The following is a 26,180-nucleotide window of genomic DNA, read 5'->3' as shown; positions in this document are numbered from 1 at the left end:
CAGCGCCGCGACCTGCCCGCTGCCACCCAGGCTCGCGCCACTGTTGACCGTGACCGCGGATGCCAGGCTGCCATTGACCACCAGCAGCCCGCCATCGACCGTGGTCGGCCCGCGATAGCTACTGTCACCGCTGAGCAACAGCCAGCCGGCCCCGGACTTGACCAGGCTGCCCTGGTACAGGCGCTGCGCGGCCGCCGCATCCCGGGCCATGCCGACCGCGTAGTCGGTCAGTTCCTGCTGGCTGGCCTGGGCCCCCGGGCCCTGCTCCCAGCCACGATCCTTGAGAGTCTGTTGCCAGGCCTGGTGCTCGGCGGCATCCTCCACCTGGCGCTGGGCCAGGGCCTGGTCGGAGATGCCGTTGCTCCACACATCGCCCTGCCCGGCCTCCAGGTTGACCTTGAATTCCCCCAGCAACTGCCCGGGCCCGTGCAATGCCCGGCCCAGGTCCGGCACGCCCCAGCCCACCAGGCTGCCAGGGGCCTGGGTCAGCGAGCCATCGAGCTGGCGGGCGGTGGTCAGCAGCACCTGCAGGGCCTGCTGGTTGTCCAGATAGGGGTAGCGCTCCATCACCAGGGCCAGGGCCCCGGTGGCATGGGGCGCGGCCATCGAAGTGCCGTTGTAGGTGGCGTAGCCGCCCCCGGGCACAGTGCTGGTGATGGCCGCGCCGGGCGTGGCCAGGCACCAGTACTTGGCGATCCCGCACTGGTTGTATTTCTGCTGGTTGTTCTTGTCCAGGCCCGAGACCGCCAGCCAGTGCCCTTCCAGCTCCGGCTGAAAATACGGCAGTGCCGATCGCACGCTGGCATTGGCATAGCCGCTGTTGCCGGCGCTGAAGACGTTGATCACCCCCTGGCGCGAGACCTGCGCCGCCGCGTCGAGCCAGGTGTCCTGGCCGAAGTGCTGGGCATAGGCGGCGTGCAGGCCCTGGAGGGTCTGGTAGCTGACGTCCTTGGGCTGGCTGCCCCAGCTGTTGTTGATGACCCGCACCCCGGCGTCGGCCAGGGCACCGTACACCGCCTGGAAATAGCGCGGGTCGGGGCCCGGGCCGAAGAGCATGCTGTCATTGCCGTTGGTGTTGCCGACGTAGACCTGGGCATTGAAGGCCACCCCGTGCATGCCATTGCCGTCGCGGGCGGCGCCCATGGTGCCGGTGACGTGAGTGCCGTGGGTGTCGTTGTTGGCGTTGAGCACCCCGGAGACCTGGAACCCGCTGCCGTCCTGGTAGCTGCCGCTGGCGATCACCGGGTGAAAGCGCAGGGACGAGGCTTCGGCATGGGCCGCATCGAAGCCCGAATCCAGGGCACCGATCTTGACCCCGCTACCGGTAAGGCCGGCGGCGTAGGCCTGGTTCGCCTGCATCCGGTCCAGGCCCCAGTCCTGCAGGTATTCGGCGGAGCGCCAGCTGGCGGCATCACCGGGGCGACCGGTTTCCTGGTAGGCCGCCTGGGCCCCAACCGGCAGGTTCACGGCAAACGCCAGGAACACCCCGGCCGCCAGCACATTGAGCTGATGAACATTCACATCCATGTTGATGACTTCTCTTGTTGTTCTGGGATCGACTTTCCGTAACCGATCAGCAACCACGGCTTACTTCATGGGACTGGCTCCTTGAGGGGTCGCGCCCCACGCCCAGGGGCGCCTGCTGCGGGCAAAGCTGTCGCCGCCGCAGCCCTTTTCAGGGGGCTGCGGGGCCTCTAGCGCTGGATATCGGTGAGGGTCAGGCGAAGACCAGGCCCGAGCCCGAAAGGCTGTCCATGCCGACCCCCACCAGGGTCACCGAGAACTCGCCGACACTGAGCAGGGTGTCGTTGCCGTTCTGCGACAAATGCTGGCTGTAGTCGTAATGGGCGTCGACCCCGGGCACGCCCATGAACACCAGCTTGTCGGTGTTCTGGTAGCCGTGGATCAGGTCGAAGCCGAAGTTGCCGCTGAACAGGAAGGTATTGCCCCCGCCACCGCTGGAGTGCATGACGTCGTTGCCGGTGCCGCCGACGAAGGTCACGTTGGCCTTGTCGCTGCTCAGCAGGTCATCGCCGCCATGGCCGAACAGCCAGTCGCCATCGACGCTGGCTACCAGCGCATTGCCGTAGGCATCGCCGTTGAGGGAATGGTTGTAGGCGGTCCACTGGTTGCCGTTCTGCAAGCCGTCGGCGGTGACGCTGTGGCTCACGTCCTTGCCGAACAGTTGCCACCAGCTTCCGGTCTCGTGGCTGACCAGGGCGCCGACGTCCCGGGTCATGCTGATGCCGCCGTAGGCATCACGGATATACAGGGTGCCGTCGCCGTCATTGGCGATGGAAAAGTTCTTCAGCGGCTGTTGCAGTTCCAGCACGTTATGGCCCTGCCCGCCATGGATGATGTTGTAGCCGCCGTCATCGCGGAAGCGATCATCGCCGGCCCCGCCATCCAGGTAGTCGTTGCCCTTGCCGCCGTGCAGCAGGTCGTTGCTCTGGGTGCCGATGATGAAGGTGCTGCCGGTGTGTTTTTCCGCGTACAGGTTGAGGTCCTTGACCCAGACCTGATCGCGCTTGCCCTCGGACAGGTTGGAAATAACCACGGTGGAGTCGCGGCTGGTCAGGTCATAGAAATCCGAGTTGATCAGGCGGTTGAGGCCGCCGGCGTAGTCCACCGCATTATGGGCCGACCAGGACTGCGGATTGAGGATGCTCTGGGGAATCAACTTGCCCAGGAACGATGAATAGTGATCGGTGAAGCTGACGATGTTGTTGGTCGCCGATTCCTGGGGCTTGTCGTGGGTGCCCAGGGACGAGGCGTTGAAATGAGTGCCGTCCAGGGCGCGGAACACCGGGTCGTTTTCATAACCGATGTTCAGCACCTGCGAGCTGTTGGCGCTCTGGGTCGGCGAAGCGAAGGCCACGTAGCTGGCGTCCTGGTAGAAGCCGCCCCAGTGATCGCTGCTCATGGCCGCCAGGCTGTTGACCCCAAGGCCGCCCAGGCTGTGGCCGGTGACCAGCACATCGCTGCCGCTCAAGCCCTGGGCCGCAGCAAAGGCCGCCACCTTGCCCAGCAGGTTGTCGAAGGCCAGGCGGCTGTAGTTGTCGGCAAAGCCCGACACAAAGGCCGCCTGCAAGTCGTTGATACCGTCCTTGAGGCTGTCGGTGCCGCGAAAGCTGATGCCGATGGACAGCAGTTGCCCGGCCGCGTCGTATTTGCCCAGCACCTCGACCTGGGCGTCGCTGACAATCGCCTGCTCGCCGGAAATCGTACCCTGGGCGCTGACGTTGCCCTGGTAGCCCAGCTGGCTGGCGCTGATGGGGCGCCAGGCGGTGCCCGGCAGCGCCTCGCCGGTGGGTGTGGAGGCGTACAGCGCCAGAGTAATGGCTTCGCTGTAGAGGGCCTTGCCGTCACCGCCAAGGGCGGTCTTGTAATCGAAGATACTCATGCTCATTCCTCTTTTTTTATTGTCCCTGAGCCTGCGGTCGGCAAGGCCTCCTAAGGCTGCGCGCGCTGGCCGAAAGCCTCGTCGACCCTGGCCAGATCCTCTTCCCGCAGAGTGCCTGCGTAGTAGTGCAGCTTGGTCCAGGCCATCAAGTAGTCATAGCGCGCCTGGGCCAGGTCGCGGCGGGTGGTGTAGAGCTGCTGTTCGGCGTTCAGTGCATCGAGGTTGACCCGTTCGCCCCCCAGGATGCTCTGCTTGGTCGAGACCACCAGGGCCTCGGCCGAAGTCAGGGCTTTCTGGTAGGCCCGCAACTTGCTCACCCCCGATAGACAGGCACTGAATTGGCGTCGGAGTTCAATCAGGGTTTCCCGGGTCTTGCCGTCCAGTTCGTACTCGGCCTGTTCCATGGAGCGGCTGGCCTGGCGGGTCGAGGCCGAGACCCCGCCCCCGGCATACAACGGCACGCTGACTTCGATACCGATGGTGTTGGTGTCGTAGCGCTGGTTGTAGGTGTTGCCGCTTTCCGATTCGTTCTGGCGCAGGGTGGCGTAGGCGCTGAGCTTGGGCAGGTGCCCGGCGCGGTTGCGTTCCACCTCGTAGCGCGCGACCTCGACCCGCTGGCGCTGGGAAGCCAGCACCGGGTTGTTGCTCAGGGCCATCTCGTGCCAGGTGTCGTAGTTGGCCGGGGTCAGGGAGAAGGACTGGAAGTCTTCCTGCAAGGGGTCCAGATCCCGCACATCGAGGTTCGGCTCGCCGGTCAGGGCCGCCAGCTCGCGCAAGGCCGCGTCCTGCTCGTCCCGGGCTTCGATCTCTTCGGCGGTGGCCAATTCGTAGCGCGACTCGGCTTCGAGGATGTCGGTGCGGGTGCCCTCGCCCTGCTGGAACATGTGCCGGTTCTGCTGGAACTGCTGCTCGAAGGCCTTTTTCTTGGCCAGGGCGATGTCGATCTGGTCCTGGGCGAACAGCGCCTTGGTGTAGTAGCTCAGCACCCGCACCAGCAACTCCTGGCTCTTGCCGCGAAAGTTCTCGTCGGCAAACAGCGCCTGGGCCACGCCCTTGCGGTAATTGGCGTAGGCCTCGTAGTCGATCAGCGGCTGCTGCAGGGTCAGGGACGAACCGTAGCTGTCGTAGTTGCGTTTTTCGGTAATGGTGCCGCGCACCGTATCCAGGTAGCTGACCTTGGAGTTGTTATGGCCCTTGTTGTAGCTGTAGCCGACCTTGGGCAGCAGCCCGGCACGGCCGATGGCGCGGTTTTCAAGGCCGGCGTCGCGTTCCTTGATGGCGCCGAGGAACACCGGGTCGTTGCGCAGGGCCTGTTCGTAGATCTGGAACGGGCCCACCGCCTGGGCCGTCTGGCAGGCCAACAGCGCCAGAGCCGCCGCGAGAATGGAAAGCTTACTCATACGACGCGACATCCTTATTCTTCGGTCAGTGCAGAACCTGCCCGGTCGAGCAGTGGCTTGAACAGGTAATTGAGCAGGGAACGCTCGCCAGTGCGCACGAACATTTCCGCCGGCATGCCGGGCTTGATCACTAGGCCGTTGAGCTTCTCCATGGCCTGGTCGCTGACACTGCTGCGCAGCACGTAGTAGGGCATGCCGGTTTTCTCGTCGAGCATCTGGTCGGCGGAAATCAGGCTGACTTCGCCCGGCACGCGTGGCGTGCGGCTCTGGTTGAAGGCGGTGAACAGGATGTCCACCGGCAAGTGGGTGCCGACCTTGTCCACCAGGTTCACCGGCAGCCGCCCTTCCACCTCCAGGTGAGTGCCCTGGGGCACGATTTCCAGCAGGGTCTCGCCCTGGCGCACCACCGCGCCCTCGGTGTGCACCCCGAGGTTGACCGCGATGCCGTCGGCGGTGGCGATGATCTCGCTGTGCTGCAGGTCGAAACCGGCAGAGGTCAGTTGCTGCTCCAGGGTCTGGGTCTTGAGCTGGGCTTCGGCCAACTGGCTGCGCACCTCTTTCTGGTACTCCTCGCTGTGCTGTTGCAGCTTGAGCCGGGATTCGAGGATGCCCTGCTCCACTCGCCCGCTTTCCCCGGTGTTCTGCGCCAGTTCCTGCTGCACCTGGGACAGTTGGCGCTGATATTCCAGCAGGCGATTGCGCGGGATGTAGCCGTTGTCCGCCAAAGGTTGCAGGTTGCTCAGTTGCTGGCGCAGGGATTCGGCCTGGCTACCGAGGTCGGTGCGGGCCCGGCGCATGCCGGCCAGTTGCGCGGTGGCGCCTTCGATATTGGCACGGATGCCCGCCTGCTCCCGGGAGAATGCCTCGCGCCGGCTGCTGAACAACTGGCGCTGGCCCTCCAGCACCAGGGCCAGGCGCGGATCGTCGCTGTCGCTCAGGGGCGCGGGGAAATCCACCTGCTTGAGGTTGTCGCGCTCGCTGCGCCAGCGCGCCAGGCTGGCCATGGCCATGCGGTACTGGGCTTGCAGCGATTGCACGTCCGCCGCCACCTGGGTCTGGTCCAAGCGAAACAGCGGCTGGCCCTGCTTCACGCTTTCGCCCTCGCGCACCAGGATCCGGCTGACCACCCCGCTGCTCATGGACTGCACCGCCTTGCGCTTGCCGGACACCACCACCGTGCCTTGCACCGGAATGCCCTGGTCCAGGGGCGCCAGCGCCGCCCAGACGAAGAAACTGCCCGCCCCCACCAGGGCCAGGATCCAGCCCATGCGGGCGAAAAAGCCCGCGTCACGCTCGACCCGTTCCGGCGCGTAACCCTCTTCGATCATCATGTTGCTGTCCTTGCTCATGCGCCTGAATTCCGTGTCGGAGCCTGGTATTGCCGGCTCATGCTGAGGCCGCCGGGCGCCGCTGCAACGGGCTTGGGCGCCTCCTGGGCCTGGGCTTGCTGGCCGCCGGCCAGGGCCTTGAGCACTTCCTGGCTCGGGCCGAAGGCCTGCAAGCGGCCTTCGTTGAGTACCAGCAGTTTGTCGGCCAGGGCCAGCACCGAGGAACGGTGGGTCACCAGCACCACGCTGGTGCCCCGGGCCTTGAGCTGGGCAATGGCCGCCGCCAGGGCACTTTCGCCCACGGTATCGAGGTTGGAATTGGGTTCGTCCAGCACCACCAGGCTCGGGCTGCCATACAGCGCCCGGGCCAGGGCCACCCGCTGCTTCTGGCCACCGGACAGGCCGCTGCCGTCATCGCCGAGCACGGTGTCGTAGCCCTGGGGCAGGCGCAGGATCAGCTCATGCACCCCGGCCATCTGCGCGGCCTGGACCACCTGCTCCGGGTCGGCCTGGCGAAAGCGTGCGATGTTCTCGGCGATGCTGCCGGTAAACAGCTCGATATCCTGGGGCAGATAGCCGATGTAGGGCCCCAGTTCGTCGCGGTTCCAGCGATGGATATCGGCCCCGTCCAGGCGCACGGTACCGCCCAGGGTCGGCCATACGCCCACCAGTACCCGGGCCAGGGTCGACTTGCCGGAACCGGAAGCCCCCAGCACGCCAAGCACTTCGCCGGCATTGATGCTGAAGTTCAACTGTTGCAGGGTCGCCATCCGCCGTCCGGGTGGGCCGGCGCTGACCTGCTCGAAGCTCACCTGGCCCTTGGGCGCCGGCAAGGACATCGCCGTATCGCTGGGCGGGAACTCGCGCAGCAGTGCATCCAGGCGGCCGTAGGCCAGCTTGGCCGAACTCCATTGTTTCCACACCGCGATCAACTGGTCGATGGGGCTCAGCACCCGGCCCATGAGGATCGAACCGGCAATCATCATCCCGGCGGTCATGTCGCCCTTGATCACCAGCAAGGCACCCAGGCCCAGCACCAGGGATTGCAGGCACAGACGCAAGGTCTTGCTCAGGGAGCTGATCACCGAGCCGGTATCGCTGGCCTGGTTCTGCAGGCCGAGAAAGCGCGAGTGCACGGCGAACCAGCGTTTGCGCAAGGCGCCGAGCATGCCCATGGCCTGGATGGTTTCGGCGTTGTGCAGGTGGCTGGTGGCCAGCTGGGTGGAACGCTGCGAAAAACCGCTGGCCTCGGCCAGGTCCTTCTTGGTCATCGCTTCGTTGAGGTACGCCAGGGCAATCAGCAACAACGCGCCTACAGTGGCGAACACTCCGAGCCAGACGTTGAAGGCGTAGATCACCAGCAGGTAGATGGGGAACCAGGGTGCATCGAAGAAGGCGAACAGTGCCGGCCCGGTGAGGAACTGGCGAATATGGGTCAAATCTCCCAGGGACTGCCCCGCATGACCCTCGCCCCGGGACAGGTTGCGCTCGAACGCGGCCTGGTAGACCCGCAGGTTGAAGCGGCGCTCCAGCTGGCTGCCGATGCGGATCACGATAAAGCTGCGCAGCACTTCCAGAAGACCGATAAAGACGAAGAAGCCCACCACCATCAACGACAGCATCACCAGGGTGGTTTCATTCTGCGACGACAGTACCCGGTCGTAGACCTGCAACATATAGATGGAAGGCACCAGCATCAGCACGTTAATCAACGCAGTGAAACAACCGACACTGATGAGGATGCCCTTATATTCGCCCAGTGCCTTGAACAGTGGTGCAGGATGATTGTTCTTCACCATTTCTAACATTTTCCCTGAGCTGTTAATCCGCGCCCGCTAGCGTGGAACCAATGTAGCCTACAACTAACAACCCGCACTACTTAGTTGCTGAATCCTGCGGACACGAATAATTCGGACAGCTGTATCCAACAGCAGCCCGAACATGTTCCTGCCGGCCAAGAGAGTGGCGATATAATGGCCGTCGTTTATTAGACGAACACACTCATCGCTTAATTAGCGGCGCGTTGTAACACAATCAGACCGTCGGCTTTCAGGCGGGCTTCGTAGAGGCCCTCTTTCTGGCGACTGAAGAAAATGATTTTCGAGCCTTCGCGGCCGGTAATGGCAATGCCATCGGGCTCCGGGAACCAGCCCACCGCGGCTTCCCCGAGCCATTTCGACAGGCAGTCGGCGCCGTCGCCCAGGGCGGCGTTGTGCAACAGGTCCAGGGTGCAACCTTCAGCGGGTGCGGCTGCCTGTTGCAGCTGCCAGTGTCCAACCAGTTCCGAGGGGTCCGCCAAGCGCAGGCTGCTTGCCATGGTGATTGCTCCATAAAAGATCATCAGTGTCGCCAGCAGCCATCGGGCCGCCCGGCAACAGGAAATATGCAGGGTCATAGGGTGCTCCGTTCGCCCGGTAGACTCGCTCAGGCCAGGGCCCAAAGCAAGAACGCAGAGCCGCTCGACTGCGCGGCCCTGTGCTCATTTCACTCAGGCGACGATGTCGCTGACCGCTGCCTGGCCCACGGTGCTGACCAGGAAGTCCGCCACGCCATGCCCGGAGAAGTCCACGGACAAGGTGCTCACACCCCCGGAGGTGGTGAGGATCGCGTCACCCGCCGCGCCGGTGAAGGCGTTGACGAAGTGCAGGCCGGCGCCCTTGGTGATCCCGGTCAGATCGATCTTGTCCAGGCCGCTGACAAAATCCATGATCTGGTCGGCCGCACCCGGCTTGGAGTCGGTGCTGGCGGCGAACACGAAGGTGTCCGAGCCCGAGCCGCCCCACAGCTGATCTGCACCGCCGGCGCCGTAGATGATGTCGTTGCCGGCACCACCCTTGAGCACGTTGGCGGCGTTGTTGCCGATCAACAGGTCGTTGCCCGAACCGCCGATGGCGTTCTCCACGGTCACGCCCTGAGCGATGGAAACGTTACCCACCATGCCGCCAACGTCGGAGAACGAGGCTTCATTGAGGTTGATCTTCTGGTTCTGGGTGAAACCGGAGAAATCCAGGGTATCGTTGCCGCCACCGTCCCACACCGAGAACACCAGCTTGTCGGAAGACGAGCTGGCGCTGTAGAAATCACGCCCGGTGTTGGAGTTGAAGCCGTAGGTGGTATCGCCGGCACGGGTGCTGTAGTTGGCACCGTAGAGTTTCTGGATAGCCGCGATATCGTCCATCAGCGGGCCGGACGAATAGGCTTCGACCCCGCCCTTACTGAAGTTCTGGCTGGTATTGCTTTCACTCCAGTAGCTCATGACGCTGTAGCCACGGGTGTCCTGGCCGTAGCTGGCGTCCTTGTAGCTGGGGTTGCCTTCGCCGGCGTTGTAGTCGCCAGGGTGAGCCAGGCCCAGGGTGTGACCGATCTCATGGGTCAGGGTCTGACGGCCATAGTTGTTCAGGTCGGGGTTCTTGTTCTGGGTGTAGCTGCTGTTGATCAGGTACCACGAGGTGCCGTCGTAGCCGGCGCCGGTACCTGGCAGGTAGGCAAATGCCGCCGCGCCATCCTGGCCACCGCTGTAGTTGCCGAAGGTCATGTGGGCGTCGCCACCCGAGGCTTTCTCGGTAAACACGACGTTGGCCACGTCAGCCCAGGACTGCATGGCCAGGACTGCCTGGGCCTTCTGCTGGGCGCTGAACTGGCTGAACCCGGAGATGCCATGCTTATACATGGTGCTCGAGGAAGCCGAGGTCAGGAAGGTATAGGTCAGATCGATCTTGCCGTTACCGTTCAGGTCCTTATAGGCAGCGCCGTCACGCAGCAGTTGCGTGGCGGCCTGATCGACCGAGAACGAAGGTTTGCCATTGACCGTGAGATTGCCGCCACGATCGTATTGGTGGCTGAAGCTATTGATCTGGTTATACGCCGAACTTGCTGCGGCCAAAGGCACCAGTTGTTGTTCGGCAGATGCAATAGCGTTCTCTGTTACTTTCGACATAAACACACTTCCTTGTAATCAATGGAACAGTTTTTGTCAGATAGCGACAATCCCTGGCGAGATCGTCCTATCACTCGCCCTAAGCAGGCGCAAGAAAACTGACACAATTTGAAATCAGGCGTCCACTACTTTTTTGACGTCAAATCTCACTGTTCCAGCGAACTCCAGCAAACAATGACTGTACAGTCGAAAGATTCTTTTCCAACTGATTAACGGCAGTCATTGTCCGACAATCTACAATTTAATTATTAAATATCCATATAAACAGTTATGTCGACCGCGTCGCACTTCTTAGTCCGTTAACTTCTGTTCCAACCAGTTAGTTCCAATGTTTCCAGCAACACTTGCGCAGTCAGGGCCGGCACTTGCACGCCGTCGGCGCTGGTCATGGGCACCCCCGCCAGCAGGGCGTTGATGATGGCTTCCTCCACCGCTTCGGCGGCTGCGCTGAACAAGGGCGAGATGTGATCGTTGTTGAGCATCGCCAGCGGTGTGCTGAAACCCAGGCCCTTGCGCCCGTAGTCCGCCGTCGGCAAGTCCCGGTTTCCCGTGGCAAAGGCCAGGAAGATATCGCCGCTGGAATCCTCGGTGCCTCCGCCGGTGCGGGCGATGCCGATGGATGCGCGCTGGGCCAGGCGCTGGCACTGGTGCGGCAACAGCGGCGCATCGGTGGCCAGTATCACCACGATCGAGCCCATGCCCGGGGTCCCGCGCTCGGCAAACGGCGAAGGGATATGCCCCAGCCGGCGCCCCACTGGATAGCCATCGACCCGCAGTTCCTCGCGCTTGCCGTGGTTGGCCTGGACCAGGGCACCGACGGTGTAGCCGCCCTGCTCGGCCGTCAGCCGCCGCGACGCCGTACCGATGCCGCCCTTGAACTCATGGCAGATCATCCCGGTGCCGCCGCCGACCGCGCCCTCGGCCACCGGCCCGGACTCGGCGCAGGCCATGGCTTCGCGCACCTGCTGCACACCCACATGCTGGCCCCAGATGTCATTCAACAGGCCGTCGTAGGTTTCCATCACCACTGGCATGCACCAGTACACCGCCGGGTCTTGCAATGCCTCGCGCTCCAGGGCGATCAAGGCATCGCGCACCACGCCCACACTGTGGGTGTTGGTGATCGCCAGCGGCGTGGTCAGGGTGCCGGCCTCGCGAATCCACTCCAGGCCCGTGGCATCGCCATTGCCGTTGAGCACATGGCAACCGGCAAAGCACGGCTGCTGGCGGGCGTGCCCGGCCCGGGGCTGGACCAGGGTAACCCCAGTGCGCACCTGCTTGCCGTCCACGCTGGTATTCAAGGTGCTGTGGCCGACCCGCACCCCGGGAACATCGGTGATCGCATTGAACGGGCCTGGCGTCCCCAGGCCCAGGTGGATGCCCAATTGACGTGCTCGCATAACCACTCCTTACAGTTTCTGAAACGCCGGACTGTACCGGCCGTTGGTGCCATAGAGGATCACCGACAGCGCCAGCAGCCCGATGATGACCATGATGTCCCGCAGGGACGCTTCGAGGAACAGATTGACCAGCAGGTAACCCGCGCCGAGCACCGCCAGCAAGGCCGGCAGCGGCCACAGCGGCATGCGGTAGGGATGCTCGCGGTCGCGCAGCAATACCCGGCTCATCAGCGCGCTGAGGGCGACGATCAGGTACACCAGCATGATCAGCAGCACGCTGAAGGACGTCAGGTCCGCCAGGTTCGAGCTGAAGCTCAGCACCGCCGAGGGAATGGCCAGGAACAGGGTCGCCAGCCAGGGTGAATCCCAGCGCGGGTGAATGCGGGTGAACAGGCGATTGATAGTGGGCGTCCACAGCGCATCGCGGCCACTGCTGAACACCACCCGACCGATCTGGATGACGATGGCGACAATGGCATTGAACACCGAAAGGAAAATCCCGCCGCTGACCACCCGGGCCAGGGTCTCGTTGCCATGGCTGGTGAGCAGGTAACCGATGGGGTCGGGGCTGGCGAGCATCGCGCTCAAGGACGGCGCGCCGATCAGCAGCGCGGTGAGCGGCACCAGTTCGATGATCACCACCAGCACCAGGGACCACAGCACCGCCTTGTGCACCCCGCGGCCCTTGCATTTCATGTCTTCGGCCAGCAGCACCGCCGGGCCGTAGCCGTTGTAGGAAAACAGGCCGATGCCCACCGCGCCGATCACCAGTGCCCAGGGCGCCAGTTGCAAGGCGCCGTGATCGACGATCTGCGGTTGCAGCAGAATGCTCACCGGCTGCGAGGCATTGCCGAAGCCGAGCCAGACGATCACCAGCAAGGCCGCCACTTCCAGCAGCAGGCACGTGCCGGTGATCCAGGCATTGAGCTTGATATTGAGGATGCCCAGCAGATAACTGCAGACCACGATCACCAGGGCCACGGTCTGGGAATCGAAGTTCGTGCCCAGGGCATTGTTCAGGTAGGTGGCGGCACCAGTGGCCAGCACCGGCGGAATGAACAGCAGCATCACCAGCACCGTGAGGAAGGTGGCATAACCGGCCATGCCGCCGAACACTCGCTTGGCGTATACATACTCGCCGCCGGCGCTGTTGTGGGCGCGGCCCAGCTCGGCGTAGCAAAAGGCGAACATCAGGGCCAGCAACCCGGCCATGACGAAGGCCAGGAACACCCCGCTACCGGCCTGATGGATGGCGAAGGGGGCGATCACGAACACTGAACTGGCGGGGGTCACACCGGACACGGTGATGGCCACCACATCGAACACACTCAAGGTAGGTTTCAGCGCACCGTCGGGCGCAGAGGGAGAGCTCATATCGTTATCCTCGTGTTTATTGTTGGTCTGAGGCAGAAACGAAATTCATCGGGCGGGTGCGTTCTGGGGCGCACTTGCTGGGAGCTACTCTAGGCAGATGCAGACCATCACCCAATTCCCCTATTGGAGTACTCCCCTTGACGACGGCGGTTAAATCGACGAAACCGGGCCACGACATTTCAGCGGATCAACGGAGCAACGCCTTTGAGTAACCTGTTCAGGGAAGTGGGCCTGCATGCCGGCCTGGGCCGCACCCTCACATTGATCGGCAATCCACGCTTCTGGAAACAGCTGATCCTGCTGCTGCACCAGGCTACGCCGTTCGACAACGCCCTGGCGATCTTCTACCCGCTGGACGGCCCGCCCCGGGCCCTGGAGGAATATGACGCCGAACCCAGCAGCAAGCCGGCGTCCATGCTCACCTACCTCAACGGCCTGTACCTGCTGGACCCCTTCTTCCAGGCCTGTCGCGAAGGCTACCCCAGCGGCCTGTACCGCCTGGAAGAAGTGGCCCCGGACCATTTTCGCCAGAGCGAATACTTTCTCAGCTACTTCCACGACAACGTCCTGGAAGACGAAGTGCAGTTGATTCTGCAACTGCCCGAGGCTGGCACCCTGTCGCTTTCCCTGGGCAGCCAGCGCGTCTTCAGCCACGACGAGATCGGCCTGCTCACCACCTTTTCAGCCTGGGTACTGCCGCTGATGGAGCAGCACTGGCAACACAGCCAGGCCCGCCCCCAAGGCCCTGCGCCCCAGGAAATGGCCAGCCAGATCCGCGACGCCCTGAGCCATTTCGGCAGCGCCGTACTTTCGGAGCGGGAGCTGGAGATAGCCCGCCTGATCCTCCGGGGATTTTCTTCAAAGGCCATGGCGGAACGGCTGAAGATCTCGCCGGACACCATCAAGGTCCACCGCCGCCACCTCTACGCCAAGCTGGATATCTCCAGCCAGCCGGAGCTGTTCTCGCTGTTTATCCAATCCCTGGGGCACGACCTGGAAAATCCGTGATTGCCGGTCTGCCAGCAGCCATCCACCGCCCGTCATCCGCTATCTGCTATCCGCTATCTGCTATCTGCTATCGGTAGGAGCTGGCTTGCCAGCGAAGGCGCCCTCAAGTTCGACGCATGCCTTGCGGTGCGGCCACCGGCAACGACGGCGGCCGCAAGGGCCATGCCGTCAGGCGTTCAGGGACCGGGCGCGGAAATCCCGGGGCGATTGTTCGAAATGCTTCTTGAAGGTGCGGCTGAAATGCGCCGAATCGGTGAAGCCCCATTTGAAGGCAATGTCGGTGATGGATTCGTTGCGCAGGTGCGGATTGCTCAGGTCCGCGGCGCTGCGCTTGAGCCGCGAGCGCTGGATGAAGCGGCAAACGCTGTCCCCCTGCTCCTCGAACAACCGGTACAGCTGGCGCACCGAGATATTCAGCTGGCCGGCCAGTGATACCGGAGTCAGGCCCGGCTCATTGAGGGACTGGCTGATCAACTGCCGCGCCTGATCACGCAGGCATCCGCCATGCAGGCCCTCGTCAAAGCCGTCCAGGCTGTTGACGGTCTGGCGCAAGGTCGGACCGAGCAGAGCAATCAGGGCTTCCTGCAAGGCCTGCCCTTCCTGCTGGGCCGCACAACCCTGCAATTCGCCGGCGCAGATCTGCTCCACCAGCAAACGCATCAGGCGCCCGCTGGCGCAATTTTGCGACAGCTTGCCGAACTTGCGCTGCTGGGCCGGCAGGTGACGGTAGACCTCCTCCCGGCACAGATGGAACGAAGCATGCTCGATCAGGCCATGGGGCACGATCTCGCAGGCTCCGGCGGAGTCCAGCAGCGCCATGTCCCCCGGGGCCAGTTCGACACTTTCGCCGCCCTGGCTCAAGCGCGCATGGCCGCTGCGCTGGATGATGAGGAAGCAATGGCGATCGTCCTCATGATCGACCTTGGTGCTCTGGCGGGAGATCAGCCCGGCGTTGGTGCGGATCTGCGCCACCTCCAGCCCGGCGTAATCCTGCATGCCCACTTCACCAATGAACAAGGCGGGATTGCGCGCCGGACGGGCATCGAATCGACCGCAGACGCCCTGCAGGGCGCCCACCCAGGAACTGAAACTATGCGAAGCAAGCACTGTGCACCTCCAGAAGCCGGTTCCAACCGCCTTTGTTGTTATGGCGATATCATTAACATGTTATCTATTTGCCAGGCAAGGCGCCTGACAGCATGGATAGTCTGTTATGGCTTAAGCAGGCTGTATGCCAGCGCTTACGGTTATGTCCCTCAGAAATCTCGCAGTAGCTTGTACAACTCAGTGAAGCTGCCCAGTAGCGCCGCCCGCTGTTCAGCGCTCAAGCGGATATAGCGGCGGAACCCGGGCAGGCGGTTGACCACTTCGCTGGCGCCGAAATGCTCCAGGTGCACCTGCCAGCCCTGGGCATCGCGCCGCAATTCCAGGTGTTTGAAATCCAGGGGCAACAGGTGCTCCAGCAAGCGCTGGTCACTGCACAGGCGCTGCAGCAGCGGCGCCCATTCAGCGTCCTCCCCCGTGAGCAGCCGAGCTGCGACGCCCTGGCGGCGGATCGCGCCAGTGTGACGCAGACGGATCCGCGCCTGCCGGGCCGTGTCGCAAGGCACCGGCAGGCGCCACTCACAGGCCACGATGTGCATCAGGAACTGCGCCTGGGCGCGCTCTTGCACCACGAACCTCAAACCGTTTTGCGGGCAATGAAAACCGCCCTGCACCTGGCTCTGTGGAGTGAAATCGAGCCCCGCCAGATCCCGACGCAACTGCCCCAGGGTCAGCCCCGGGCGATAGCCCGATGGCGCGCGGTTCCACAGTTCAAAGAGGTTTTGCCGCCAGCTTGAAAGATTCATCAGGCACGCTCTCCCGTAGGTTATGGGCGGTATCCGGGTTCAGGCCCAGCGCCTGTTCCAGCACCTCCTCCACCGGCACCGGGCGAAACGGATTGACCTTCTGCACCAGCAGGGTCCAGACCAGCGCATAGATCGCGGTCAGGCCCAGCATGCTGCCGAAAGGCACATAGATGTCCCGCGGATTCATGCCCGGCGGCGTGATGAACCACATGCCCAGCAGGATGCCCACCGAAGACAGGATCTGCGGCAGCGGAAACCACGGCGACTTGTAGGCCCGGGGCAGGTCCGGCCGGCGAATGCGCAGCATCACCACTGACAGGGTGACCAGCAGATAGGCAGTGCTCCAGGCACAGACCGCCGCCAGCACCAGGTGCATGATGCTGTCGGTGCTGCCCCCCAGCCACCAGGCATGCAGGCAGGGAATCAGCACGGCTACGGCAATGCACAGCAACGGCGTCTTGAAGCGCGGGTGCAGGTAAGTGAAGACCTTCGGCAACGCCCCATCCAGAGCCATGCCGTAAAGGATCCGCGGCAAGCCGGCCATCAGCGTGTTGATGGTGGCGGCGCCGGCGAACAGCAGGCCGATGCCCAGCCAGATACGGCCGAAGGGCCCCATGATCTGCTCGGCAAAATGCGGAATGGCCATGGGCGTATCCAGCAGGTGCACGCTGCCATCCTCGCTCAGGGCGATGTTTTCCACCTGGCGCTTCATCGCCGCGCCATAGATGAACATGCACACCGCTACCCCCACCAGCCCCAGGGCCATGGCCCGAGGAATGGTCTTGGCGGCCTTGCGCACATCCGGCGTCAGGGGCGTGACGAATTCACAGCCGACGAACATGAACATGGCCATGCCCACCAGGGACAGGATGGTCGGCAGGTCGGTACCCACCATCGAGGCGCCGAACCAGCCATCGAGCTGCACCGCCGGTGCCTTGAGCACCCCGAGCACGCCAAAGATGATCAGGGTGGTCCACATGCCGAAGGTCAGGATCACCTCGGCACGGCTGAAGGCGGTGATGCCCACGGCGTTCAGCGCACCGAAGAACAGCACCAGCCCCACCCCCACCAGCCAGGCACTGCCGCTCTGCTCCAGCAGGGTGTTGAGGGACTCGAAGTTAACCAGGGCCATGACTCCACTGAGAATGGTCTCCGCGGTGCCGGCGAACACGTGCACGATCAGGTAGGCGGACAAGGTCCCGGTGATGGCGAAAAAACGCCCCAGGCCACAGGCCAGATAGTCATAGACCGAACCGTTGGTGGGCAGCAGGCAGGCCGCTTCGGCGAAGGTGGTCGATTGCGCCAGCATCATCACCAGGGCGATCACCATCGCCATGGCAAAGGCGCCACCGCCGATACCAAAGCCCGTGGTGGCCGTGAGGATCACCGGGCTGGCCATGATCAAGCCCACGGCACTGGCCAGGGCCGTGGGAAAGCCGACTACACCTTGATCCAGGTGGCGGCTGAGTCTGTCGTTGAGCGACATGGTGGTAAACCTCGAAAGCATGGGTTGATGATTGTTGTTCTAGGCATTTCAAGGGCACGCCTGATGGCGGAGTGCTTGGCTGTCTGACGCAGCTGTCTTCATGTTCACACCCTGTAGGCGCTGGCTCGCCACGAAGGCGTCGGCAAGATCACCGCCCAATCCAGGGGCCTCTTCGTCGGCCAGCCGGCTCCTACAGTAAACCGGTTGGCCCTGCCCCCGCAGGGGCCGGCTGGCCGGCGAAGGCGTTCGGCTCAATAAGCGATGCACACCGACTTGTTCTCGGTGTAGGCCTCGATGGCCGCATGGCCCATCTCGCGACCGATGCCCGACTGCTTGTAGCCACCGAAGGGCATCGACGGGTCCAGCATGTTGTGGGTGTTGACCCAGACAGTGCCGGCCTTGATCTGCGGAATCAGCTGCATGACCCGCCCCAGGTCGTTGGACCAGATGCTCGCCCCCAGCCCGTACTGGTTGTCATTGGCCAGGCCCACCACTTCGTCCAGGGTGTCGAACGGCGTGGCCACCACCACCGGGCCGAAGATCTCCTCGCGCACCAGTTGCTGGTCGGCGTGCACATCGGCCACCACCGTCGGGCGCACATAGAAGCCCCGCTCGCCATGGGCGACACCGCCACAGAGCAGCCGGGCGCCCTCTTCGACTCCGCGCTGGACCATCTGCAGCACGCGCTTCTGCTGCTTGGCGGAAATCAGCGGATTGATCTGTGCCTGCTCGTCCAGCCCCGGCCCGATGCTCAGGGACCCGGCAATGGCCACCAGGCGCTCCAGCACCTCGTTATAGATGCGGCGCTGGATGTACAGCCGCGAACCCGCCGTGCACACCTGCCCCTGGTTGAAGAAGATCGCCCCGGCGGCGCCGGCGGCAGCGGTCTGCGGGTCGCAGTCGTCAAGCACGATCACCGGCGATTTGCCGCCCAGCTCCAGGGAAAAACGGGTCATGTTGTCCACCGCGGCATGGCCGATCAGCTTGCCCACCTGGGTCGAGCCGGTGAACGCCAGCTTGTCGATTCCCGAATGGGCGGCCAGGGCCGCGCCGGCCTGGGCGCCACTGCCGGTGACCACGTTGACCACCCCGGGGGCGATCCCCGCTTCCAGGCACAACTGGCCCAGGCGCAACGCGGTCAGCGGGGTTTCGTCCGCCGGCTTGAGCACCACGGTGCAGCCACAGGCCAGGGCCGGAACGATTTTCCAGATGGCCATCAGCAGCGGGAAGTTCCAGGGCACGATGGCTCCCACCACGCCCACCGGCTCCGGCACGGTGTAGGCCCGGTACTGCGCCCCGGGCACTGCGGCGATGGAAACATCCAGGCTCTTGCCCTCGATCTTGGTGGCCCAGCCGGCCATGTAGCGGGTGAACTCTGCGGCCGCTCCCACCTCCAGGGCCCGGGCCAGGTGGATCGACTGGCCGTTGTTGAGGGTTTCCAACTGCGCCAGTTCCTCGCCATTGGCTTCCAGCAGGTCCGCCAGCTTCAGCAGCAGGCGCTCGCGGTCGGCGGGGCGCTGCGCCTTCCAGCTCCCCTCGAAGGCCCGACGTGCGGCGTTCACCGCCAGGTCGATATCGGCCTGGGCAGCTGCCGCGACCTCGGCCAATTGTTCGCCACTGGCGGGGTTGTACACCGCCATCCGCGCACCGCTGAGGGCCGGCTGGCTGTGACCGTCGATCAGCAGGCCATGCTGACTGTCTATGAATGCAGCGACACGTGGGTCGATGGCAACGCTCATCTTGAATCCTCGCAGGTAGACCTAGTTCGAGATGGACTTTGAGCGCAAAGGCGCACGCCGTCTTGACCCTGGCTGCCGCGAAACTTGGCCCTGGCTGCCAGCCCCGCCAGGGCCTTCGCTGGCAAGCCAGCCCCTGCAGGTGCGCGCCATTGGCCGGCGAACAGGCCCGCAAACCCGCCACTGGCAGCCTGGGTCAAGTGCCCTGGCACACAGAGGCAAGCCAGGGGCGCATAAATGACGCACTAATATCTCCACGCTGTCCGTGCGTTATCAGGAGACTCAACGTGAGCGAACCAAGCCGTTTCTGGCACCCCATGCTGCACCCCAACGAAATGAAGCAACGCGAGCCGATCCGCATCGTCCGTGGCGACGGCTGCTATGTGTATGACGACAAGGGCCACCAGCTGGTGGATGGCGTTGCCGGGTTGTGGAACGTCAACGTCGGCCACAACCGCAAGGAAGTGAAGGCGGCGATCACCGCGCAACTTGATGAACTGGAATACTTCCAGCTGTTCGACGGGGTCAGCCATCCCCGGGCTGAAGAACTGTCGCGAGTGGTGATGAACCTGCTGGAACCCGAGGACATGCGCCGGGTGGCCTTCAGCTCCGGCGGCTCGGACGCCATCGAAAGCGCTTTGAAGCTGGCCCGCCAGTACTGGAAGCTCGAAGGCCAGGCCGACCGCACCAAGTTCATTTCCCTGCGCCAGGGCTACCACGGCACCCACTTCGGCGGCGCCTCGGTCAACGGCAACACGGTGTTCCGCCGCAACTACGAGCCGCTGCTGCCGGGCTGCTACCACATCGATACCCCCTGGCTGTACCGCAACCCCTACAGCCAGGACCCGGAAGAGCTGGGCAAGATCTGCGCCGACCTGCTGGAGCGGGAAATCCAGTTCCAGAGCCCGGACACCGTCGCCGCCTTCATTGCCGAGCCGATCCAGGGCGCTGGCGGCGTGATAGTGCCACCGGCCAACTACTGGCCGCTGATCCGTGAAGTCTGCGACAAGTACGGCGTATTGCTGATCGCCGACGAAGTGGTCACCGGCTTCGGTCGCAGCGGCTCGATGTTCGGCAGCCGCCTGTGGGGCGTCAAGCCCGACATCATGTGCCTGGCCAAGGGCATCACCTCGGGCTACATCCCACTGGGCGCCACGGTGGTCAACCGGCGCATCGAGGAAGCCTTCGAGAAGAACGCCAACTTCACCGGGGCCATCATGCATGGCTACACCTACTCCGGGCACCCGGTAGCCTGCGCCGCCGCCCTGGCGTGCCTGGACATCGTGGTCAAGGAGGACCTGCCGGCCAACGCCGCGAAAATGGGCGACTACATGCTCGACAAGCTGCTGCCCTTCGTCGAGCGCTTCGACACCGTCGGCGAAGTGCGCGGCAAGGGTCTGATGCTGGCCCTGGACCTGGTGGCGGACAAGACCACCCGCGAACCCATCGACCCCATGAGCGGCTACGCCAATCAGGTGGCACAGATCGCCCGGGACAACGGGGTCATGGTGCGCCCGGTGGGCACCAAGATCATTCTCTCGCCGCCCCTGGTGATCCAGCAGGCACAGGCCGATGCCATAGTCGACGCCCTGGCCGAAGGCTTGAGCAAGGCCCGCCGCTAACCCCGGCAGCAAGCTGCGATCGAGGCAATCACGATCGCAGCTTGCGGCGCTGGAGGCTTGCCAGGCACGCCCAGCAGGGTTTCACTGTGGCAGTCCGGGTTCCGGACAGGATCAATCCACGTCCTTGCGCCCCTTTCACCGAGCCACTGCCCCAGGTGCAGCCAGGAGCCATCCGATGAACGCACCCGCCTCCCTGCCCGGCCCTCATGAACTGGGCCACCGCTGCATCGCCGCTTTCACCCGGGTAGTACCCGCCAGCCTCTGCGCCTTCTACCGCATCGATGCCCAACTGCAGGCCCGGGATTTTTCGCTGTACCGCATGCCGGAGCAGATGCACCAGGCCTACCTGCAGCACTTTCGCCACTACGACCCCCTGCAACCTCGTCACTGCGCCGCGGCGGGGCGCCCGGTGCTGTCTCTGCACATGGGCATGGCCCACCAGGGCCATCACGAGAGCGAGGTTTATCAGGGGTTCCTGCAGCGCCATGGGGTACTGGATGTGGTGGAAATCCTGGCCTGCGATGGCGAACGGCCGGTCGCCGGCCTGTCGCTGCTGCGCGACGTCGGGCTGGGGCACTTCAGCGTGGAGGAACTGGGCACCCTGCATGCCTTGCAAGGCCTGCTGGAGATTGCCGCCCTGGCGCCCTGGTCCCAGGTCGATGAGCGCCTGTCGGGCCTGACACCCCGGGAGCGGGAAATCGCCTGGCTGCTGCGCGACGGCGCAGACAACAAGACCATCGCCCGGCGCCTGGACCTGGGCCTGCCCACGGTCAAGACCCACTTGATCAACCTGTTCCGCAAGGTCGGCGCCAGTAACCGTACGGAGCTGGTCAGGGCGCTGTTCCTGTAAAGCCCGGGCACTTCAACCATAAGGTTGATGGGCAACCCGGGGCTGGCGGCCGAACATGCAGCTCTCCTTGCTGACAAGAGCCTTGCCATGAACCCGCAACCTGAATGGATCACCGTCGGAGCCCTCGCCGACGGCTTTGCCGAAGACAATCACATCCTCCCGGCGGTCGACGACCTGGCCGGTCGCCGCCTGAGCCTGCACTTCGACAACCACTGGCAGATCGAACACCATTTCGCCGCCCACACCCTGCGCTGGAACAACGTCGGGGAAGCGGCCGGCGCCGAGTTGCCCTATCGCGCAACCTGCCTGCGCCCCGGCATCTACCTGGTGGACTTCCTCAAGCACGAACAGGGGCAGATCCACTCGGTGAGCCTGGTCCTGGACCTTGAGCAGCAATGCTTCAGCGCCGTCATCGGGCAGATGCCCAGCCAGGCCGAATCCAGCGTCGACCTGTTCAGCCGGGCCCTGGCCGGTGGCGAGCTGACCTCGGTCAAGGCCCAGTTTCTCCACGGTGCCATCGACACGCCGGTCACCGCCGGCACGCCACGCCATGAACCCACCGATGAACTGGTGGGCCTGCGCAACCGGTACATCTACAGCGCCAGCGAGGCCTACGAGCACATCTACCTGAATGCCAACTTCTACAGCTGGCAATGCCTGCGGGGCGTCGAACAGGGGCTGGCGGATACCGACCGCTGCCACTACTACAAGATCGCCGAGCAGCTGTACCTGTTCGTCTGGCGAGAAAAGATCGTCCCGACCCTGGGCCTGGTGCTGATCGACCTCAAGGCCGGTCGCAGCGACGGCAAGATCTTCGGCTACCAGGGTGCCGACTTCAGCAGCGCCGCCAACTTTCCGGTGGGAGCCCTGGCAGAGGTGCTCAACCGTACCCGGCACCGCTGATACCCGCCCCCTGGCTCCAGGCTGCCGGCCCAGGCCGGCCCCTGGGCCAGCCAGCCCTCTTCCTCACAGGACACTGCCATGACTCTGGGCCTCGATCTGCAACGCGTCGCCAGTTGCTACCAGACCGAACTGCAACTGTTTGCCGAGAAACACCCGCGCTCCGGCGCTTTCTACCAGGAAAACCTCCAGCATTGGCTGTACGGCGCGCCCTTGCACTGGATGCAGCAATGGCCCGGCTCCTACCCGATCATGGTGGCCGACGCCCAGGGCGCGACCCTCACCGATTGCGACGGTCATCACTACGTGGACTTTGCCCTGGGTGACACCGGAGCGATGTTCGGCCACGCCCAACCGGCGGTCGCCGCTGCCATCGCCGAACAGGCACTGCATGGTTCGACCCTGATGCTGCCCACGGCCGACAGCCTGTGGGTCGGCAAGGAACTGACCCGGCGCTTTGGCCTGCCCTACTGGCAGGTCACCACCTCGGCCACCGACGCCAACCGTTTTGTCCTGCGCCTGTGCCGGATGATCACCGGGCGGCAGAAGGTCCTGGTGTTCAACTGCAACTACCACGGCAGCGTCGACGAGTCCCAGGTGGAGTTCGACGCCCAGGGCCAGATGATCCCGCGGGACGGCGTGCACGCCAACGGCCTGCAGCACCAGGCCACCACGCGGCTGGTGGAGTTCAACGACCTGCCGGCCCTGGAAGCGGCCCTGGCCCATGGCGACGTGGCCGCGGTACTCACCGAACCCTTCATGACCAACGTCGGCATGGTGCCGCCAGCCCCAGGCTTTCATGATGGCCTGCGGGAGCTGACCCGGCGCTTCGAGGTGCCGCTGATCATCGACGAGACCCACACCCTGTCCTGCGGCCCCGGCGGCTATTGCGGCGAGCACGGGTTGCAGCCGGACTTCTTCGTTCTCGGCAAATCCATCGCCGGTGGCATTCCCACGGCGGTCTGGGGCGCCAGCCAGGCCATGGCCAAACGGATCTGGCAGGTGCTGCCGCATTTCCAGCCGGGCCAGGCGATCAACCATTTCGGCTTCGGCGGCACTCTGGCCGGCAACGCCCTGCAGATGGCGGCCATGCGCGCCACCTTCAGCGAAGTGATGAACGAGGCCAGCTACGCCCATATGTTCCATCTCGCCGAGCGCCTGCGGGCCGGGGTCGAAGCCATCATCCACAAGCACCGCCTGCCCTGGCACGTGACCCGCATCGGTGCCCGGGTCGAATACCTGTTCATGCAGCAGCCTCCGCGCAACGGCGGTGAGGCCCATCATGCCCGCCATGGGCTGATCGAAGCCTATCTGCACCTGTACCTGCTCAATCGCGGGGTGTTGCTGACGCCGTTCCACAACATGGCGCTGCTGTGCCCGACCGCCAGCGAGGCGCAGGTCGACCTGCACAACCGCCTGCTGGACCAGTGCCTGGCCCAGGTTCTGCCAGGAGCCGGCTCATGAGCCAGGATCTGCGTGGGCGCATCGCCCTGGTCACCGGTTCCGGCCAGGGCATCGGCCGGGCCATCGCCCAACTGTTCGCCGCCCAGGGGGCCAGCGTCATGCTGGCGACCCGCAGCGCGGCATCAGGCGATGAAACCCTGCGGCTGATTCGCCAAGCCGGCGGCACCGCCGAACTGCTGCCTGTGGACCTGGGCACCCGCAATGCCGCCGAACAGGCAGTGGCGGCAACCCTGGAGGCCTTCGGCGGCCTCGACCTGCTGCTGCACAATGCCGCGATCTTTCCGATGCAGAAGCTGGCCGAACTGGAGGATGAAACCCTGGACAGCACCCTGGCGGTGAACCTGAAAAGCTGCTTCTGGCTGACCCGGGCCGCCTTGCCGGCGTTGCGCCGGTCCCAGCAGCCGAGGATCGTCATCACCTCCTCGGTCACCGGCCCGCGCACGGCGATTCCCGGGCTCGCCCACTACGCGGCCTCCAAGGCCGGGGTCAATGGTTTTATCCGCGCTGCCGCGCTGGAGCTGGCGGAATATGCAATCACGGTCAACGGCGTGGAGCCCGGGCTGATTGCCACCCAGGCCATGGACAATCTCGGCGACGCTTCGACCCTGGCTTCGAGCATTCCCCTGAAGCGCCTGGGCAGTGCCGAGGATATTGCCTGGGCCATGCTGTTCCTGGCGTCACGGCAAGCGGGCTATATCACCGGCCAGACCCTGGTGGTGGATGGCGGCGCCCTGCTCCCGGAAAACACCCAGCTATAGAAACTGCCGCCCCCCACACCGGCACCTAAGAGGCGGACCGGCTGGCGCCCTCCATGGAGAACGACGGGCGTAGGAGCTGGCCTGCCAGCGAAGGCGACCCCGAGCGCAACACAGGGCTTGAGGCCCTCTTCGCCGGCAAGCCGGCTCCTACGAAGGGGCCAGGTCAGCTGCCGCTGCGGATCTTGTTCCACAGGCGGGTGCGGATGCGGTCGATGTCCAGCGGCATGGCCTCCAGGGCAAACAGCTTGTCCATCATTTCCGGGCTCGGATAGACCTTGGTGTCGTTCTTGATGGCCGGGTCGATCAGGCTGTCGGCCTGCAGGTTGCCATTGGCGTAGTGCACGTAGTTGCTCACGCCGGCCATCACTTCGGGGCGCAGCAGGTAGTTCATGAAGGCATAGCCGGCCTGCTCATCCGGGGCATCCACTGGCATGGCCACCATGTCGAACCAGATCGGCGAGCCTTCCTTGGGAATCGAGTAGCCGATCTCCACCCCGTTCTTCGCCTCCCTGGCACGGCTTTCCGCTTGCAGGATGTCGCCGGAGAATCCCACCGCCACGCAGATATTGCCGTTGGCCAGGTCGCTGGTGTACTTCGACGAGTGGAAGTAGCTGACATAAGGCCGGACCTTCATCAGCAACGCCTCGGCCTGCTTGTAGTCAGCCGGGTTCTTGCTGTGGTGCGCCAGCCCGAGGTAATTGAGAGCGGTAGGGATCAGTTCCGGGCCGTTGTCGAGGATCGCCACCCCGCACTTCTGCAGCTTCTGCATGTACTCGGGCTTGAAGATCAGGTCCCAGGAATCCAGTGGGGCATCGTTGCCCAGCACTTCCTTGATCTTGGCCACGTTGTAGCCAATGCCGGTGCTGCCCCAGAGGTAGGGGAAGCCGTGCTGGTTGCCCGGGTCGTTGACCTCCAGGGCCTTGAGCAGCACCGGGTTGAGGTTCTTCCAGTTGGGCAGCTGGCTCTTGTCGAGCTTCTTCAGTGCCCCGCCCTGAATCTGCCGGGCCATGAAGTGGTTGGAAGGAAACACCACGTCATACCCGGATTTTCCGGTCATCAACTTGCCGTCCAGGGTCTCGTTGCTGTCATAGACGTCGTAGGTGAAACCAATCCCGGTTTCCTTCTGGAAGGCCTTGGTGGTGTCCGGGGCGATGTAGTCCGACCAGTTGTAGATCTTCACCGTATCGGCCTGGGCCAGGGACGTGGCCAGGAACAACGGGCTGAGCAATAGCAACGCGCAAGTCTTGCGGATCATGAGTCGATACCTGTGGCTGGTTTTGTTGTTGGCAGGCAATCAAGGGATCAGAAAATCAAGACGTAGGTCTTGCGCACCGTTTCCTGGATATCCCAGATCCCAGTGCTGTTGGCCGGCAACATCAGTGCATCGCCGGCTTCTATGTGCAGGGTTTCGCCGTTGTCCGGGGTGAAGGTGCAACGGCCCTGGATGAAGTGGCAGAACTCCTGGGCCACGATCTGCCGCCGCCAGCGCCCCGGGGTGCATTCCCAGATGCCGGTCTCGACCCCGTCGTTGCGTTCGACGGCGGTCACCGAGGTCACGGCCACCGGAGTGCCCAGGGGCACCGCTACTGGTGCCGATTCGGCCAGGGTGGCGGTGGCGGTTTGCTTGAATTGGGTGATGCTCATGGTTCTACCTTTCGACGGGA

At 64.1% G+C, this 26,180-nt stretch carries 21 protein-coding genes; 6 read left to right on the top strand and 15 right to left on the bottom strand.

Annotated elements, in window-relative coordinates:
• The 9 genes from F6S12_RS15095 to F6S12_RS15055 form a co-directional block, all read right to left on the bottom strand.
• A partial coding sequence (locus tag F6S12_RS15095; RefSeq protein WP_315869039.1) for a S8 family serine peptidase occupies positions 1-1,527 on the bottom strand: 1,527 nt, incomplete at its 3' end.
• Between the two features lie 190 nt (positions 1,528-1,717).
• Complete coding sequence (locus F6S12_RS15090; protein ID WP_161466283.1) at positions 1,718-3,403, bottom strand: polyurethanase; 1,686 nt, start codon at positions 3,401-3,403, stop codon at positions 1,718-1,720.
• 50 nt (positions 3,404-3,453) lie between these two features.
• The gene (locus F6S12_RS15085) at positions 3,454-4,803 is read right to left on the bottom strand and encodes a TolC family outer membrane protein (protein WP_015635757.1); all 1,350 of its coding nucleotides are present in this window, start codon (positions 4,801-4,803) and stop codon (positions 3,454-3,456) included.
• A 14-nt stretch (positions 4,804-4,817) separates the two neighbouring features.
• Positions 4,818-6,134: an HlyD family type I secretion periplasmic adaptor subunit gene (locus tag F6S12_RS15080; RefSeq protein WP_370059505.1), complete on the bottom strand. Its 1,317-nt coding sequence runs from the start codon at positions 6,132-6,134 to the stop codon at positions 4,818-4,820.
• A gap of 14 nt (positions 6,135-6,148) precedes the next feature.
• Entirely contained in the window at positions 6,149-7,930 is a 1,782-nt protein-coding gene (locus F6S12_RS15075) for a type I secretion system permease/ATPase (protein ID WP_161466284.1), read from the bottom strand.
• Between the two features lie 209 nt (positions 7,931-8,139).
• Positions 8,140-8,526 carry an AprI/Inh family metalloprotease inhibitor gene (locus F6S12_RS15070; protein ID WP_011061493.1) on the bottom strand — a complete coding sequence of 129 codons (387 nt, stop codon included), beginning with the start codon at positions 8,524-8,526 and terminating at the stop codon, positions 8,140-8,142.
• 93 nt (positions 8,527-8,619) lie between these two features.
• On the bottom strand, positions 8,620-10,068 hold the full coding sequence (locus F6S12_RS15065) for a serralysin family metalloprotease (RefSeq protein ID WP_011061494.1): 1,449 nt from the start codon (positions 10,066-10,068) through the stop codon (positions 8,620-8,622).
• A 299-nt stretch (positions 10,069-10,367) separates the two neighbouring features.
• Positions 10,368-11,468 carry a P1 family peptidase gene (locus F6S12_RS15060; protein WP_015635759.1) on the bottom strand — a complete coding sequence of 367 codons (1,101 nt, stop codon included), beginning with the start codon at positions 11,466-11,468 and terminating at the stop codon, positions 10,368-10,370.
• A gap of 9 nt (positions 11,469-11,477) precedes the next feature.
• Positions 11,478-12,842 carry an APC family permease gene (locus F6S12_RS15055; RefSeq protein WP_011061496.1) on the bottom strand — a complete coding sequence of 455 codons (1,365 nt, stop codon included), beginning with the start codon at positions 12,840-12,842 and terminating at the stop codon, positions 11,478-11,480.
• Positions 12,843-13,046: 204 nt separating this feature from the next.
• Here F6S12_RS15055 and F6S12_RS15050 point away from each other — a divergent pair, with 204 nt between their 5' ends.
• Positions 13,047-13,850 carry a helix-turn-helix transcriptional regulator gene (locus F6S12_RS15050; protein WP_015635760.1) on the top strand — a complete coding sequence of 268 codons (804 nt, stop codon included), beginning with the start codon at positions 13,047-13,049 and terminating at the stop codon, positions 13,848-13,850.
• A 168-nt stretch (positions 13,851-14,018) separates the two neighbouring features.
• Here the strand turns inward: F6S12_RS15050 and feaR are convergent, their stop codons facing one another.
• The 4 genes from feaR to F6S12_RS15030 all read right to left on the bottom strand — a co-directional run bounded on the left by feaR (position 14,019) and on the right by F6S12_RS15030 (position 18,925).
• Positions 14,019-14,957 carry a transcriptional regulator FeaR gene (feaR, locus tag F6S12_RS15045; RefSeq protein WP_019095317.1) on the bottom strand — a complete coding sequence of 313 codons (939 nt, stop codon included), beginning with the start codon at positions 14,955-14,957 and terminating at the stop codon, positions 14,019-14,021.
• 149 nt (positions 14,958-15,106) lie between these two features.
• On the bottom strand, positions 15,107-15,700 hold the full coding sequence (locus tag F6S12_RS15040; RefSeq protein ID WP_077934194.1) for a DUF3156 family protein: 594 nt from the start codon (positions 15,698-15,700) through the stop codon (positions 15,107-15,109).
• Positions 15,666-17,186 carry an APC family permease gene (locus tag F6S12_RS15035; protein WP_077934195.1) on the bottom strand — a complete coding sequence of 507 codons (1,521 nt, stop codon included), beginning with the start codon at positions 17,184-17,186 and terminating at the stop codon, positions 15,666-15,668. Before F6S12_RS15035 ends, F6S12_RS15040 begins: the two co-directional genes overlap by 35 nt.
• A 251-nt stretch (positions 17,187-17,437) precedes the next feature.
• Positions 17,438-18,925, bottom strand: a complete 1,488-nt coding sequence (locus F6S12_RS15030) for an aldehyde dehydrogenase family protein (RefSeq protein ID WP_011061501.1) — start codon at positions 18,923-18,925, stop codon at positions 17,438-17,440.
• 284 nt (positions 18,926-19,209) lie between these two features.
• Here F6S12_RS15030 and F6S12_RS15025 point away from each other — a divergent pair, with 284 nt between their 5' ends.
• The 5 genes from F6S12_RS15025 (at position 19,210) to F6S12_RS15005 (ending at position 24,516) form a co-directional block, all read left to right on the top strand.
• A complete protein-coding gene (locus F6S12_RS15025) occupies positions 19,210-20,544 on the top strand; it encodes an aspartate aminotransferase family protein (RefSeq protein ID WP_011061503.1) in 1,335 nt (444 codons plus the stop codon).
• A 175-nt stretch (positions 20,545-20,719) separates the two neighbouring features.
• Positions 20,720-21,394, top strand: coding sequence for a helix-turn-helix transcriptional regulator (locus F6S12_RS15020; RefSeq protein WP_011061504.1), 675 nt, complete (start codon positions 20,720-20,722; stop codon positions 21,392-21,394).
• Positions 21,395-21,481: 87 nt separating this feature from the next.
• Positions 21,482-22,297, top strand: a complete 816-nt coding sequence (locus tag F6S12_RS15015) for a molybdenum cofactor biosynthesis F family protein (RefSeq protein ID WP_053158753.1) — start codon at positions 21,482-21,484, stop codon at positions 22,295-22,297.
• 78 nt (positions 22,298-22,375) lie between these two features.
• Positions 22,376-23,758, top strand: coding sequence for an aspartate aminotransferase family protein (locus F6S12_RS15010; RefSeq protein ID WP_019095323.1), 1,383 nt, complete (start codon positions 22,376-22,378; stop codon positions 23,756-23,758).
• Positions 23,755-24,516, top strand: a complete 762-nt coding sequence (locus F6S12_RS15005) for an SDR family oxidoreductase (RefSeq protein ID WP_011061507.1) — start codon at positions 23,755-23,757, stop codon at positions 24,514-24,516. The genes F6S12_RS15010 and F6S12_RS15005 overlap by 4 nt, the downstream gene beginning before the upstream one ends.
• A gap of 163 nt (positions 24,517-24,679) precedes the next feature.
• On the opposite strand, the gene F6S12_RS15000 is transcribed toward F6S12_RS15005, so the two are convergent.
• Both F6S12_RS15000 and F6S12_RS14995 read right to left on the bottom strand, forming a co-directional pair.
• Positions 24,680-25,771: a polyamine ABC transporter substrate-binding protein gene (locus tag F6S12_RS15000; protein WP_011061508.1), complete on the bottom strand. Its 1,092-nt coding sequence runs from the start codon at positions 25,769-25,771 to the stop codon at positions 24,680-24,682.
• Positions 25,772-25,818: 47 nt separating this feature from the next.
• Positions 25,819-26,160, bottom strand: a complete 342-nt coding sequence (locus F6S12_RS14995) for a cupin domain-containing protein (protein ID WP_019095326.1) — start codon at positions 26,158-26,160, stop codon at positions 25,819-25,821.
• Positions 26,161-26,180 lie beyond the last annotated feature (20 nt).

This window comes from Pseudomonas sp. JV245A (assembly GCF_032424515.1).
GTDB lineage: Bacteria > Pseudomonadota > Gammaproteobacteria > Pseudomonadales > Pseudomonadaceae > Aquipseudomonas > Aquipseudomonas protegens.
This window is presented reverse-complemented; position numbering and strand designations above follow the sequence as displayed.

Bases quoted from the DNA above. Each gene is read 5' to 3' on its own strand.
- F6S12_RS15015 (WP_053158753.1), top strand. From the start codon at position 21,482: ATGAACCCGCAACCTGAATGGATCACCGTCGGAGCCCTCGCCGACGGC.
- F6S12_RS15055 (WP_011061496.1), bottom strand. From the start codon at position 12,842: ATGAGCTCTCCCTCTGCGCCCGACGGTGCGCTGAAACCTACCTTGAGT.
- F6S12_RS15020 (WP_011061504.1), top strand. From the start codon at position 20,720: ATGAACGCACCCGCCTCCCTGCCCGGCCCTCATGAACTGGGCCACCGC.
- F6S12_RS15065 (WP_011061494.1), bottom strand. From the start codon at position 10,068: ATGTCGAAAGTAACAGAGAACGCTATTGCATCTGCCGAACAACAACTG.
- F6S12_RS15070 (WP_011061493.1), bottom strand. From the start codon at position 8,526: ATGACCCTGCATATTTCCTGTTGCCGGGCGGCCCGATGGCTGCTGGCG.
- F6S12_RS15040 (WP_077934194.1), bottom strand. From the start codon at position 15,700: ATGAATCTTTCAAGCTGGCGGCAAAACCTCTTTGAACTGTGGAACCGC.
- F6S12_RS15010 (WP_019095323.1), top strand. From the start codon at position 22,376: ATGACTCTGGGCCTCGATCTGCAACGCGTCGCCAGTTGCTACCAGACC.
- F6S12_RS15080 (WP_370059505.1), bottom strand. From the start codon at position 6,134: ATGATGATCGAAGAGGGTTACGCGCCGGAACGGGTCGAGCGTGACGCG.
- F6S12_RS15000 (WP_011061508.1), bottom strand. From the start codon at position 25,771: ATGATCCGCAAGACTTGCGCGTTGCTATTGCTCAGCCCGTTGTTCCTG.
- F6S12_RS15075 (WP_161466284.1), bottom strand. From the start codon at position 7,930: ATGGTGAAGAACAATCATCCTGCACCACTGTTCAAGGCACTGGGCGAA.
- F6S12_RS15035 (WP_077934195.1), bottom strand. From the start codon at position 17,186: ATGTCGCTCAACGACAGACTCAGCCGCCACCTGGATCAAGGTGTAGTC.
- F6S12_RS14995 (WP_019095326.1), bottom strand. From the start codon at position 26,160: ATGAGCATCACCCAATTCAAGCAAACCGCCACCGCCACCCTGGCCGAA.
- F6S12_RS15005 (WP_011061507.1), top strand. From the start codon at position 23,755: ATGAGCCAGGATCTGCGTGGGCGCATCGCCCTGGTCACCGGTTCCGGC.
- F6S12_RS15085 (WP_015635757.1), bottom strand. From the start codon at position 4,803: ATGAGTAAGCTTTCCATTCTCGCGGCGGCTCTGGCGCTGTTGGCCTGC.
- F6S12_RS15030 (WP_011061501.1), bottom strand. From the start codon at position 18,925: ATGAGCGTTGCCATCGACCCACGTGTCGCTGCATTCATAGACAGTCAG.
- F6S12_RS15090 (WP_161466283.1), bottom strand. From the start codon at position 3,403: ATGAGTATCTTCGATTACAAGACCGCCCTTGGCGGTGACGGCAAGGCC.
- F6S12_RS15060 (WP_015635759.1), bottom strand. From the start codon at position 11,468: ATGCGAGCACGTCAATTGGGCATCCACCTGGGCCTGGGGACGCCAGGC.